The sequence below is a fragment of the Pseudomonas sp. SC11 genome, assembly GCF_047039205.1.
Lineage (GTDB): Bacteria > Pseudomonadota > Gammaproteobacteria > Pseudomonadales > Pseudomonadaceae > Aquipseudomonas > Aquipseudomonas boreofloridensis.
The window spans coordinates 4,632,898-4,646,370 of the sequence record NZ_CP178183.1 but is presented as its reverse complement, the minus strand read 5'-3'; the positions used below and the strand labels follow the sequence as shown (position 1 = coordinate 4,646,370).

Here is a 13,473-nt window from a genome sequence, read left to right as displayed (position 1 = left end):
GTTAATGCTGGAATAACCTCCCGGCTCCAGAGTCTTACTGGTACATCCCTCACCAGTGCTTTGGAGCCGTCATGCTCATCAAGCTGCCTAGATCATCCGATTGCCACGAATCGGAGGTCACCCCTGAAAGCCTCTACGTCTCACGCCGCTCCCTGTTAGGGGGCTCGATGGCCGGTTTGGCGTTGTCGGCCTTGCCGCGGCTGGGCCAGGCTGCACAAGTATCGCGTTATGCCGATGTCGATGATGGCGCCGCGCCCGCATGGCTTAAGGACAAGCTTGAGCATGCACGCTGGCAGGCAGTGACGGTCAAGGACGAAGCCATCACGCCTTTCAAGGACGCTACCCACTACAACAATTTCTATGAGTTCGGGCCTGACAAAGGGGATCCTGCTGCCAATGCAGGCAGTCTGAAAACCGAGCCCTGGAGCCTAGTCGTCGATGGTGAGGTCGGTAAGCCGGGGCGCTATGCGCTGGAAGACTTCGTCAAGCCGCTGCAGTTGGAGGAACGAATCTATCGGCTGCGTTGCGTCGAGGCCTGGTCGATGGTGATCCCTTGGCTGGGGTTTCCGTTGGCCGATGTGCTCAAGCAGGTTGAGCCCACCGCCAAGGCTCGCTACGTCCGCTTCGAAACGCTGCAGGATCCCCAGAGCATGCCAGGGCAACGTTCCGGCTTCGCCTTGATCGACTGGCCTTACGTGGAAGGGCTGCGTCTGGATGAGGCGATGAATCCGCTGGCGATATTGGCGGTGGGCATGTACGGGCGCGAGCTGGCTAACCAGAATGGGGCTCCGCTGCGCTTGGTGGTGCCGTGGAAGTATGGCTTCAAGAGCATCAAGTCGATCGTGCGGATGAGCCTGGTGAGTGAGCAGCCCCACACGACTTGGCAGGGCTTGGCGCCCAGTGAGTACGGTTTCTATGCCAACGTCAATCCGCAGGTCGATCATCCGCGCTGGAGCCAGGCGCGTGAGCGGCGTCTGCCCAGTGGCCTTTTCAGCCCTAACGTGCGTGCCACGCAGATGTTCAATGGTTATGAAGAAGAAGTCGCATCACTCTATAGCGGCCTCGATCTGAGGAAGAACTATTGATGCGCTATCCCTGGTTTCGCCTGGCGGTTTTTCTCATCGGTTGCTCGTTCCCGCTTTGGTGGCTGTATGAAGCGGCCATGAGTCTGTTGGGGCCTGATCCGGGGAAGGTCATGATGGACCGTCTGGGGCTTAGCGCGCTGATTTTCCTGCTGATCAGCTTGTGCATGACGCCTTTTCAGAAGCTGACGGGATGGCCTGGCTGGATCGTGGTTCGACGCCAGTTGGGGCTGTGGGCGTTTGCTTACATCGTGCTTCACGTCCTGGCCTACCTGTTCTTTATTCTGGGGCTGGATTGGGGGCAGTTGGCGATCGAGTTGCGTAAGCGGCCTTACATCATTGTGGGGGCGTTGGGCTTGCTTGGGTTGCTGATGTTGGCTGTCACCTCGAATCGCTACATTCAGCGGCGACTGGGGGCGCGGTGGAAGAAGTTGCACCGTCTGGTGTATGGCGTGTTGGCCCTTGGGTTGCTGCATTACCTGTGGATTGTCCGCTCGGACCTAGAGGAATGGGCGTTCTATGCGGCCCTTGGGGTGCTTTTGTTGGTGCTGCGAATTCCGGTGGTGGCCCGGGGTTTGGGGCGGGTAGGTCGCAGGCGGATAAATGCACGGTAAGTACGCATGAGGCGACGACGCGGGGTAGGGGGCTCAATCGCCTTAGCGACCAACTTGTTTCAACTATTTGAATTTATTTGGAATTAAGCCTTGACCGCTGTTCAGATCCCCTTATAATGCGCCCCACTTCCGCAGCAAACGGAACGCGAAACTCCTTGAGAATCAACGAGTTAAGCGAGTTAGGTGCGGTGCGAAGGGCTTCGATCCTCGGGTTGAAAGCGGTGAAAAAGGCAGTTGACAGCATCGGTTGGTGCTGTATGATTCGCCTCCCGCTACGAGAGATCGCAGCGAGTCAAGTGTTTGAAGCTAAACGAGTTTCTCGGTAAAAACTTCAAAATAAACGCTTGACACGAAGTAAGGCTGCTGTAGAATGCACGGCCTTGGTTGAGGCGAAACGCTCTTAGCCAAACGCTCTTTAACAAATCGAATCAAGCAATTCGTGTGGGTGCTTGTGAGTACGGACTGATTGTCGCATAGATTATCAGCATCACAAGTGGCCATGCGAGAAATCACATAGTCATTTGAGATTGCTGAGCCAAGTTTAGGGTTTCTTAAAAACCCAAGCAGTATTGAACTGAAGAGTTTGATCATGGCTCAGATTGAACGCTGGCGGCAGGCCTAACACATGCAAGTCGAGCGGATGAGAGGAGCTTGCTTCTCGATTCAGCGGCGGACGGGTGAGTAATGCCTAGGAATCTGCCTGGTAGTGGGGGACAACGTTTCGAAAGGAACGCTAATACCGCATACGTCCTACGGGAGAAAGCAGGGGACCTTCGGGCCTTGCGCTATCAGATGAGCCTAGGTCGGATTAGCTAGTTGGTGAGGTAATGGCTCACCAAGGCGACGATCCGTAACTGGTCTGAGAGGATGATCAGTCACACTGGAACTGAGACACGGTCCAGACTCCTACGGGAGGCAGCAGTGGGGAATATTGGACAATGGGCGAAAGCCTGATCCAGCCATGCCGCGTGTGTGAAGAAGGTCTTCGGATTGTAAAGCACTTTAAGTTGGGAGGAAGGGTTGTAGATTAATACTCTGCAATTTTGACGTTACCGACAGAATAAGCACCGGCTAACTCTGTGCCAGCAGCCGCGGTAATACAGAGGGTGCAAGCGTTAATCGGAATTACTGGGCGTAAAGCGCGCGTAGGTGGTTTGTTAAGTTGGATGTGAAAGCCCCGGGCTCAACCTGGGAACTGCATCCAAAACTGGCAAGCTAGAGTACGGTAGAGGGTGGTGGAATTTCCTGTGTAGCGGTGAAATGCGTAGATATAGGAAGGAACACCAGTGGCGAAGGCGACCACCTGGACTGATACTGACACTGAGGTGCGAAAGCGTGGGGAGCAAACAGGATTAGATACCCTGGTAGTCCACGCCGTAAACGATGTCAACTAGCCGTTGGAATCCTTGAGATTTTAGTGGCGCAGCTAACGCATTAAGTTGACCGCCTGGGGAGTACGGCCGCAAGGTTAAAACTCAAATGAATTGACGGGGGCCCGCACAAGCGGTGGAGCATGTGGTTTAATTCGAAGCAACGCGAAGAACCTTACCAGGCCTTGACATGCAGAGAACTTTCCAGAGATGGATTGGTGCCTTCGGGAACTCTGACACAGGTGCTGCATGGCTGTCGTCAGCTCGTGTCGTGAGATGTTGGGTTAAGTCCCGTAACGAGCGCAACCCTTGTCCTTAGTTACCAGCACGTTATGGTGGGCACTCTAAGGAGACTGCCGGTGACAAACCGGAGGAAGGTGGGGATGACGTCAAGTCATCATGGCCCTTACGGCCTGGGCTACACACGTGCTACAATGGTCGGTACAGAGGGTTGCCAAGCCGCGAGGTGGAGCTAATCTCACAAAACCGATCGTAGTCCGGATCGCAGTCTGCAACTCGACTGCGTGAAGTCGGAATCGCTAGTAATCGCGAATCAGAATGTCGCGGTGAATACGTTCCCGGGCCTTGTACACACCGCCCGTCACACCATGGGAGTGGGTTGCACCAGAAGTAGCTAGTCTAACCTTCGGGGGGACGGTTACCACGGTGTGATTCATGACTGGGGTGAAGTCGTAACAAGGTAGCCGTAGGGGAACCTGCGGCTGGATCACCTCCTTAATCGAAGACATCAGCCTGCTGATGAGCTCCCACACGAATTGCTTGATTCATTGTGAAAAGACGATGCTGTAACGCGACCCTGTTATAGGTCTGTAGCTCAGTTGGTTAGAGCGCACCCCTGATAAGGGTGAGGTCGGCAGTTCAAATCTGCCCAGACCTACCAATTACTTGGTGCGGCCTACGAGATGTAGCAGATACACGGGGCCATAGCTCAGCTGGGAGAGCGCCTGCCTTGCACGCAGGAGGTCAGCGGTTCGATCCCGCTTGGCTCCACCACCTTTGTACAGCACTGTTAGAACTCAGAAATGAGCATTCGCGCGTCGCGTTGACGTGGCGTTGGAATGTTGATTTCTGGCTTTTGTCAGATCGTTCTTTAAAAATTCGGATATGTGATAGATACAGACTGATGACCAGTTTCACTGCTGGAAATCAGGCTGAGGTAAAATTTGTGAGTTCTGCTCGAAAGAGCGACGTGCGAATTTTCGGCGAATGTCGTCTTCACAGTATAACCAGATTGCTTGGGGTTATATGGTCAAGTGAAGAAGCGCATACGGTGGATGCCTTGGCAGTCAGAGGCGATGAAAGACGTGGTAGCCTGCGATAAGCTTTGGGGAGTCGGCAAACAGACTGTGATCCAGAGATCTCTGAATGGGGGAACCCACCTAGGATAACCTAGGTATCTTGTACTGAATCCATAGGTGCAAGAGGCGAACCAGGGGAACTGAAACATCTAAGTACCCTGAGGAATAGAAATCAACCGAGATTCCCTTAGTAGTGGCGAGCGAACGGGGACCAGCCCTTAAGTTGATTTGAGATTAGTGGAACGCTCTGGAAAGTGCGGCCATAGTGGGTGATAGCCCCGTACACGAAAGTCTCTTTTCAATGAAATCGAGTAGGACGGAGCACGAGAAACTTTGTCTGAACATGGGGGGACCATCCTCCAAGGCTAAATACTACTGACTGACCGATAGTGAACCAGTACCGTGAGGGAAAGGCGAAAAGAACCCCGGAGAGGGGAGTGAAATAGAACCTGAAACCGTATGCGTACAAGCAGTGGGAGCCTACTTTGTTAGGTGACTGCGTACCTTTTGTATAATGGGTCAGCGACTTATATTCAGTGGCGAGCTTAACCGAATAGGGGAGGCGTAGCGAAAGCGAGTCTTAATAGGGCGCTTAGTCGCTGGGTATAGACCCGAAACCGGGCGATCTATCCATGGGCAGGTTGAAGGTTAGGTAACACTGACTGGAGGACCGAACCGACTACCGTTGAAAAGTTAGCGGATGACCTGTGGATCGGAGTGAAAGGCTAATCAAGCTCGGAGATAGCTGGTTCTCCTCGAAAGCTATTTAGGTAGCGCCTCATGTATCACTGCTGGGGGTAGAGCACTGTTTCGGCTAGGGGGTCATCCCGACTTACCAAACCGATGCAAACTCCGAATACCAGCAAGTGCCGAGCATGGGAGACACACGGCGGGTGCTAACGTCCGTCGTGAAAAGGGAAACAACCCAGACCGTCAGCTAAGGTCCCAAAGTCATGGTTAAGTGGGAAACGATGTGGGAAGGCTTAGACAGCTAGGAGGTTGGCTTAGAAGCAGCCATCCTTTAAAGAAAGCGTAATAGCTCACTAGTCGAGTCGGCCTGCGCGGAAGATGTAACGGGGCTCAAACCATGCACCGAAGCTACGGGTATCACCTTTGGTGATGCGGTAGAGGAGCGTTCTGTAAGCCTGTGAAGGTGAGTTGAGAAGCTTGCTGGAGGTATCAGAAGTGCGAATGCTGACATGAGTAACGACAATGCGAGTGAAAAACTCGCACGCCGAAAGACCAAGGTTTCCTGCGCAACGTTAATCGACGCAGGGTTAGTCGGTCCCTAAGGCGAGGCTGAAAAGCGTAGTCGATGGAAAACAGGTTAATATTCCTGTACTTGCAGTTATTGCGATGGAGGGACGGAGAAGGCTAGGCCAGCCTGGCGTTGGTTGTCCAGGTTTAAGGTGGTAGGCTGAAATCTTAGGCAAATCCGGGATTTCAAGGCCGAGAGCTGATGACGAGTTGCCTTTAGGCGACGAAGTGGTTGATGCCATGCTTCCAAGAAAAGCTCCTAAGCTTCAGATAACTGGGAACCGTACCCCAAACCGACACAGGTGGTTAGGTAGAGAATACCAAGGCGCTTGAGAGAACTCGGGTGAAGGAACTAGGCAAAATGGCACCGTAACTTCGGGAGAAGGTGCGCCGGCGAGGGTGAAGGACTTGCTCCGTAAGCCCATGCCGGTCGAAGATACCAGGCCGCTGCGACTGTTTATTAAAAACACAGCACTCTGCAAACACGAAAGTGGACGTATAGGGTGTGACGCCTGCCCGGTGCCGGAAGGTTAATTGATGGGGTTAGCGCAAGCGAAGCTCTTGATCGAAGCCCCGGTAAACGGCGGCCGTAACTATAACGGTCCTAAGGTAGCGAAATTCCTTGTCGGGTAAGTTCCGACCTGCACGAATGGCGTAACGATGGCGGCGCTGTCTCCACCCGAGACTCAGTGAAATTGAAATCGCTGTGAAGATGCAGTGTATCCGCGGCTAGACGGAAAGACCCCGTGAACCTTTACTATAGCTTTGCACTGGACTTTGAGCTTGCTTGTGTAGGATAGGTGGGAGGCTTTGAAGTGGGGACGCCAGTTCTCATGGAGCCATCCTTGAAATACCACCCTGGCAACCTTGAGGTTCTAACTCAGGTCCGTGATCCGGATCGAGGACAGTGTATGGTGGGTAGTTTGACTGGGGCGGTCTCCTCCCAAAGAGTAACGGAGGAGTACGAAGGTGCGCTCAGACCGGTCGGAAATCGGTCGTAGAGTATAAAGGCAAAAGCGCGCTTGACTGCGAGACAGACACGTCGAGCAGGTACGAAAGTAGGTCTTAGTGATCCGGTGGTTCTGTATGGAAGGGCCATCGCTCAACGGATAAAAGGTACTCCGGGGATAACAGGCTGATACCGCCCAAGAGTTCATATCGACGGCGGTGTTTGGCACCTCGATGTCGGCTCATCACATCCTGGGGCTGAAGCCGGTCCCAAGGGTATGGCTGTTCGCCATTTAAAGTGGTACGCGAGCTGGGTTTAGAACGTCGTGAGACAGTTCGGTCCCTATCTGCCGTGGACGTTTGAGATTTGAGAGGGGCTGCTCCTAGTACGAGAGGACCGGAGTGGACGAACCTCTGGTGTTCCGGTTGTCACGCCAGTGGCATTGCCGGGTAGCTATGTTCGGAAGAGATAACCGCTGAAAGCATCTAAGCGGGAAACTTGCCTCAAGATGAGATCTCACTGGGATCTAGAATCCCCTGAAGGGCCGTCGAAGACTACGACGTTGATAGGTGGGGTGTGTAAGCGCTGTGAGACGTTGAGCTAACCCATACTAATTGCCCGTGAGGCTTGACCATATAACACCCAAGCAATTTGAGCGTGAGCGCTGAATTGTGGTGGTGAAGACGAAAGAACCGAAAGTTCGCGACGAACCACAGAATCACATATCCGAATAGGCTGGGGTGTCCGTAAGGGCGCACTGGCAACCGAATTTCTTGACGACCATAGAGCATTGGAACCACCTGATCCCATCCCGAACTCAGCAGTGAAACGATGCATCGCCGATGGTAGTGTGGGGTTTCCCCATGTGAGAGTAGGTCATCGTCAAGATTCATTTCGCAAAACCCCTATCTGCGTGAGCAGGTAGGGGTTTTGTCTTTTCTGGTTGGTGATAATTTCCGACAGGATAGGATCAAGGACGGTTCTCACGACGAGCTCAGACGTGCCTGTCCTCTGCAATCAATGGTAACTGTGCCTGTAACGCACCATCTCCCACATTTTCGGTCGGAACACTAGAATAGAGCCGACTTTCCTACCAGACCCCCCTATGCCTAACGTCGCCGACCCTGAAGCGCTGGCCGATCTGCCGCTGGATGACCTCGTGGCTTGTCATGAGTGCGACCTGCTGCTACGCAGGCCCGTTTTGAAAAACGATGAGAAAGCCCTATGCCCGCGTTGCGGCTATGAGCTCTACGCGCATCGACACAATGTGGTCAATCGAAGTCTGGCATTGGTCCTGACCGCCCTGTTGCTCTACGTTCCGGCCAACTTCCTACCTATCATGCAGCTTCACTTGTTCGGCCAGACCTCCGACGACACTGTCTGGAGCGGCGTGCTAGGCCTGTATCATTCCGATATGCGAGGAGTCGCCGTGGTGGTGTTCCTCTGCAGCATGGCTATTCCGCTGCTCAAGCTGCTATGTCAGTTGCTGGTACTGTTGAGTATTCGCCTGAATGTCGGTCGCAGTCATGGCTTGCTGGTCTATCGCATTTATCACCACCTGCGTGAGTGGGGAATGCTTGAGGTCTATTTCATGGGCGTACTGGTGGCGATCGTCAAACTGGTCGATCTTGCGCAATTGACGCTGGGACTGGGGCTGTTTTGCTTTATCAGCCTGTTGCTGGTCCAAGTCTGGCTCGAGGTGGTGATGTCCCCGCATCAGATCTGGGTCGCGCTGTCGGGGGAGGACACCCATGCGGGCGATTGATGCCGGTATTCTGGTGTGCAACGAATGTCATGCGTTAAACCGTCAGCGTCATGGCCACGACTCGCAGACCTGTAGCCGTTGTGGCGCTGTGGTGCATGCCCGGCGCCCTAACAGCATCGTCTATACCTGGGCTTTGCTCATCACGGCGATGATTCTCTACATTCCGGCCAATCTGCTGCCGATCATGACCGTCAGCACACTGGGGCAGGGCAGTCCGGACACCATCATGTCCGGGGTCATTACATTGATGAAGCATGGCATGTTGCCGATTGCCGCCGTGGTCTTCACCGCCAGTATTCTGGTGCCTACCTTCAAGCTGATCGGTATAGGGCTGTTGCTGTACTCGGTTCAGCGCCACCAGCCTCTTTCCGCACGGCAGCGGATTTTGATGTACCGGTTCATTGAGTTCATCGGTCGCTGGTCGATGCTGGATATCTTCGTCATCGCCATCTTGGTGGCCGTGGTGAAATTCGGCCGTATTGCCAGTGTCGAACCCAATCTCGGCGCCGTTGCTTTCGCTGCCGTGGTGATTTTGACGATGCTTGCTGCCTTAACTTTCGATCCCCGACTGATCTGGGACAACACGGAGTCGGATGACGACCATGAGTGATCTGCCAACGGCAAAAACCCGCCCAGCTTCCAATTGGTCGGCCATCTGGATCCTTCCCTTGATTGCGCTACTTATCGGCGGTTGGCTTGCCTGGCAGGCTTATCGTGAGGCAGGTGTGGAGATCCAGGTGCGCTTCGAAACGGGTGAGGGGATCGTCGCCAACAAGACTGAGGTCATCTTCAAAGGGATGTCGGTCGGTAAGGTCAAGTCATTGGTGCTGGATGCCGAAGGCAGCAATAAAGGCGTGATCGCGACCATCGAGATGAATAAGGCAGCCGAAGTACACCTGACCACAGGCACGCGCTTTTGGCTGGTCAAACCGAGCGTGAGCCTTGCTGGCATATCGGGACTCGAAACGCTGGTCTCCGGCAACTACATTGCAGTCGATCCGGGACAGGGTGAGCCTACCAAGCGGTTCAAGGCCTTGGCCGAGGCGCCGCCGCTGTCCGATAAGGAGCCAGGCTTGCACCTGACCCTCAAGGCTGACCGTCTGGGGTCGCTGAACCGTGACAGTCCGGTGTTCTATAAACAGATTCAAGTCGGCAAGGTGAAGAGCTACAAACTGTCCGATGATCACGATACGGTCGAGATCAAGCTGTTCATCGAGCCTGAATACGCGAACCTGGTGCGCAAACACACGCGCTTCTGGAATGCCAGCGGTATCAGCATCGACGCCAACCTGTCCGGCGTGAAGGTGCGCAGTGAGTCGCTGTCGAGCATCATCGCCGGCGGTATCGCCTTCGCCACGCCTGAGCATCGCAAGGACAGCCCGCCCACCGACCCGAATCTCCCGTTCCGGCTGTACGAAGATTTCGATGCTGCCCAAGCCGGTATCCGGGTCAAGGTGCACCTGACCGACTATGACGGTTTGCAGGCTGGCCGTACGCCTGTGATGTACAAGGGGATTCAGGTCGGCTCGATGAAGACCCTGAAGATCGACGACGACCTCACCGGTGCAATGGCAGAACTGACGCTCGATCCGCTGGCCGAGGACTACCTGGTCGAGGGTACGCAGTTCTGGGTGGTCAAACCGTCCATTTCCCTGGCCGGTATCACCGGTATCGAGGCGCTGGTCAAAGGTAACTACATCGCCATTCGGCCGGGCGAGAAAGGGGCGCGTCCGCAGCGCGAGTTTGAAGCCCGCCCCAAGGCGCCGCCACTCGATCTCAAGGCACCCGGCCTGCACTTGGTGCTGTTCGCCGATACGCTAGGTTCGCTGGAAGTGGGCAGTCCGGTGACCTACCGTCAGGTCCGGGTCGGCAGCGTGCAGAGCTATCAGTTCGCTCGCAACAGCAAGCGTATTCTGATTGGCGTTCATATCGAGAAGGAGTACGCCAATCTGGTCAATGGTTCTACACGTTTCTGGAATGCCAGCGGCATCACGCTCACCGGCGGTCTATCGGGTATCAAGATCAAGAGTGAGTCGCTGCAAACGCTGATGGCTGGCGGGATCGCATTCGATACGCCGGAGCCAAACGTGCCTTTGAAACGGCATATCCCGCGCTTCCGTCTGCTGGAGAACGAGGAGGCCGCCAATCGAGCTGGCAGCCTGATTACCATTCGCGTGGATCGCGCCGATGGTCTGAAGCCCGGTACGCCGATCCGCTTCCGTGGTCTTGAAGTCGGCAGCCTCGAAAGCGTCGACCTCACTGCCGACCTGCAGGCTGTGCTGCTGCGTGCGCGGATTACCGAGTCGGCAGACCGTATCGCTCGTGTAGGGACTCAATTCTGGGTGGTGAAGCCGGCGCTCGGGCTGGTTCGCACCGAGAACCTGGATACCTTGGTCAGTGGGCAGTACCTGGAGGTGCAGCCTGCCTCGAACAATCGAGGGCCGCAGCGCGATTTCATCGCCTTGAGCGAGGCCCCTGAAGTGAAAGGTCCTGAACTTGGCCTGCCGCTGACACTTAGCGCACCGAGGCGCGGCTCCATCAAGCCTGGCGTACCGGTCACTTATCGAGAGGTGCAAGTAGGCAAGGTCACCGGCTATGAGCTGGGCCAGAGTGCCGATCGTGTGTTGATCCACATACTCATCGAGCCTCGTTATGCGGCCTTGGTGCGCGGCGGTAGTCGTTTCTGGAACAGCAGCGGCTTTGGTTTCGACTGGGGCCTGTTCAAGGGCGCCACAGTGCGTACCGAATCGTTGGAAACTCTCATTGACGGTGGTATCGCCTTCGCGACGCCAGACGGGGAGCAGATGGGCAATCCTGCACGTGCGCAGCAGACTTTCCCGCTGTTCGACAAGCCAGACGACGCCTGGTTAGTGTGGGCGCCCAAGATTCCGCTGGGCAAATAGAACAACTGCCGGGCTGCCAAGCGCAGCCCGTTCTTGTGAACGCACGTTGACTACAAGGCATGCTCAAATTTCAGACAACAAAAAACCGACCCTAAGGTCGGTTTTTTTGTTCAAGCGCGTCGCTTAGGCAGCTGCAGCTTCTTTCAGCGCCTTGATGTGGCCATTCAGACGGCCTTTGTGGCGAGCAGCCTTGTTCTTGTGGATGATGCCTTTGTCGGCCATACGGTCGATGACAGGCACAGCCAGAGTGTAGGCAGCTTGCGCTTTTTCGGCGTCTTTAGCGTCGATGGCCTTGACTACGTTCTTGATGTAGGTACGGACCATGGAACGCAGGCTGGCGTTGTGGCTGCGACGCTTCTCAGCCTGTTTTGCACGTTTCTTGGCGGAAGGTGTGTTGGCCACCGTCGAGCTCCTCGAAAGACTTTTGGGTAAATAGCAAACAAATAAGGCCGCGAATCATGCCGATGACTCGGACGGATGTCAAGGCCAGTTGCAAGGATCTGCCGAGTGGCATGCGAGCGCGGAAGGAGAGATTCCTTTCTGCGCAACGACCTGTAAACTCGGAAGTTTATTGCACCCCTGCAGAGAAGCGGGATTATCGCATACTCCAGCGCCATCTGGCAGCGCTCTCAAGTCTCAGGCGTAAAACTTTTCGATGAACCTGCTCAAATCCCTGGCTGCAGTCAGTTCGATCACCATGATTTCCCGGGTGCTCGGCTTTGTGCGCGACACCATACTGGCGCGCATTTTCGGCGCTGGCGTGGCCACCGACGCCTTCTTCATCGCCTTCAAACTGCCCAATCTGTTGCGACGTATTTTTGCCGAAGGCGCGTTTTCCCAAGCATTCGTGCCTATTCTGGCCGAGTACAAATCCCAACAAGGCGAGGAGGCGACGCGAACTTTCATCGCTTACGTCAGCGGCCTGCTGACATTGGTGCTGGCGTTGGTCACGGCACTGGGGATACTGGCTGCGCCCTGGGTGGTGTGGGTCACCGCGCCAGGTTTCGTCGACAGTACCGAGAAGTACGCGCTCACCACTGCGCTGCTGCGAGTGACCTTTCCTTATATATTGCTGATCTCGCTGTCGTCCCTGGTAGGGGCGATTCTCAACACCTGGAACCGCTTCACGGTACCGGCGTTCACGCCCACGCTGTTGAACGTGGCGATGATCGGCTTCGCCGTGTTTCTCACGCCTTATTTCGACCCGCCGATCATGGCGTTGGCCTGGGGTGTGCTGGCCGGCGGCCTTGCGCAGTTGCTCTACCAACTGCCCGCGTTGAAGAAAATCGGCATGCTCGTACTGCCGCGCCTGAATTTGCGCGATACAGGTGTATGGCGCGTGCTCAAGCAAATGCTGCCGGCAATCCTTGGGGTGTCGGTGAGCCAGATTTCTTTGATCATCAACACCATCTTCGCCTCGTTCCTGGTCGCCGGGTCGGTGTCCTGGATGTACTACGCCGACCGTCTCATGGAGTTACCCTCGGGGGTGCTGGGCGTGGCGCTGGGAACCATTCTGCTGCCTACGCTGGCCAAGACCTACGCCAATCGGGATCGTGAAGAGTACTCGCGAATTCTCGATTGGGGCCTGCGCCTGTGCTTCCTGCTGGTATTGCCCTGCACCCTGGCCCTGGCGATCCTCGCCGAACCCCTGACGGTAGCGCTGTTCCAGTATGGCAAGTTCACCGCGACCGATGCCGCGATGACCCAGAGAGCACTGATCGCCTACTCCGTGGGACTGCTGGCGATCATTCTGGTCAAGGTGCTGGCTCCAGGTTTCTATGCCCAGCAGAACATTCGCACCCCGGTCAGGATCGCGATCTTCACGCTGGTCTGCACCCAGTTGTTCAACCTGGCGCTGGTCGGCCCGCTGCAGCATGCGGGCCTGGCCCTGGCCATCAGTCTGGGCGCGTGCCTGAATGCCGGACTGCTGTTCTGGAAGCTGCGCAGCCATCAGTTGTTCCAGCCACAGCCTGGCTGGATGCTGTTCCTCGCCAAACTGGTGCTGGCGGTGACGCTGATGTCGGCGGTACTGTTGCTGGGCATGCACGTTATGCCGGCCTGGGAGCAGGGCAACATGCTCGCGCGCTTCCTGCGCCTGGGGGCGTTGATCGTCGCTGGCGTGGTGACTTACTTCGGCTGCCTGCTGCTGTGCGGCTTCCGGCCACGGCATTTTGCCCGCAAGGCGCTGCACTGAGGCCCTCCGTCGCCCTGGCG

The 13,473-nt window shown here is 55.8% G+C and carries 7 protein-coding genes, 2 tRNA genes and 3 rRNA genes; 11 read left to right on the top strand and 1 reads right to left on the bottom strand.

The features are described from left to right. Positions 1-71: 71 nt before the first annotated feature. The 10 genes from msrP to ACK2SD_RS20725 all read left to right on the top strand — a co-directional run bounded on the left by msrP (position 72) and on the right by ACK2SD_RS20725 (position 11,259). Positions 72-1,085 (top strand): protein-methionine-sulfoxide reductase catalytic subunit MsrP, encoded by a 1,014-nt coding sequence (gene msrP / locus ACK2SD_RS20770; protein ID WP_412460727.1) that lies wholly within the window; start codon positions 72-74, stop codon positions 1,083-1,085. After that, a complete protein-coding gene (gene msrQ / locus ACK2SD_RS20765; protein ID WP_412460726.1) occupies positions 1,085-1,696 on the top strand; it encodes a protein-methionine-sulfoxide reductase heme-binding subunit MsrQ in 612 nt (203 codons plus the stop codon). The genes msrP and msrQ overlap by 1 nt, the downstream gene beginning before the upstream one ends. A gap of 571 nt (positions 1,697-2,267) precedes the next feature. Continuing rightward, a 16S ribosomal RNA gene (locus ACK2SD_RS20760) occupies positions 2,268-3,804 on the top strand. A gap of 86 nt (positions 3,805-3,890) precedes the next feature. Then, positions 3,891-3,967, top strand: a tRNA-Ile gene (locus tag ACK2SD_RS20755). Positions 3,968-4,004: 37 nt separating this feature from the next. Beyond that, positions 4,005-4,080: transfer RNA gene (locus tag ACK2SD_RS20750), tRNA-Ala, on the top strand. 254 nt (positions 4,081-4,334) lie between these two features. Then, positions 4,335-7,226: ribosomal RNA gene (locus tag ACK2SD_RS20745) — 23S ribosomal RNA — on the top strand. 137 nt (positions 7,227-7,363) lie between these two features. Continuing rightward, a 5S ribosomal RNA gene (rrf, locus tag ACK2SD_RS20740) occupies positions 7,364-7,479 on the top strand. Together the 16S, 23S and 5S rRNA genes with 2 tRNA genes alongside form the textbook arrangement of a ribosomal RNA operon. Positions 7,480-7,696: 217 nt before the next feature. After that, positions 7,697-8,356 carry a paraquat-inducible protein A gene (locus tag ACK2SD_RS20735; RefSeq protein ID WP_029614576.1) on the top strand — a complete coding sequence of 220 codons (660 nt, stop codon included), beginning with the start codon at positions 7,697-7,699 and terminating at the stop codon, positions 8,354-8,356. Further along, complete coding sequence (locus tag ACK2SD_RS20730) at positions 8,343-8,966, top strand: paraquat-inducible protein A (RefSeq protein ID WP_342649709.1); 624 nt, start codon at positions 8,343-8,345, stop codon at positions 8,964-8,966. Before ACK2SD_RS20735 ends, ACK2SD_RS20730 begins: the two co-directional genes overlap by 14 nt. Beyond that, positions 8,959-11,259 carry an MlaD family protein gene (locus ACK2SD_RS20725; RefSeq protein WP_412460725.1) on the top strand — a complete coding sequence of 767 codons (2,301 nt, stop codon included), beginning with the start codon at positions 8,959-8,961 and terminating at the stop codon, positions 11,257-11,259. Before ACK2SD_RS20730 ends, ACK2SD_RS20725 begins: the two co-directional genes overlap by 8 nt. A 123-nt stretch (positions 11,260-11,382) precedes the next feature. Here ACK2SD_RS20725 and rpsT read toward each other — a convergent pair whose 3' ends face one another. Continuing rightward, complete coding sequence (gene rpsT, locus ACK2SD_RS20720; RefSeq protein WP_029614579.1) at positions 11,383-11,661, bottom strand: 30S ribosomal protein S20; 279 nt, start codon at positions 11,659-11,661, stop codon at positions 11,383-11,385. Between the two features lie 253 nt (positions 11,662-11,914). Between rpsT and murJ the strand changes: the two genes are divergently transcribed. Beyond that, positions 11,915-13,453, top strand: a complete 1,539-nt coding sequence (gene murJ / locus ACK2SD_RS20715; protein ID WP_412460724.1) for a murein biosynthesis integral membrane protein MurJ — start codon at positions 11,915-11,917, stop codon at positions 13,451-13,453. Positions 13,454-13,473 lie beyond the last annotated feature (20 nt).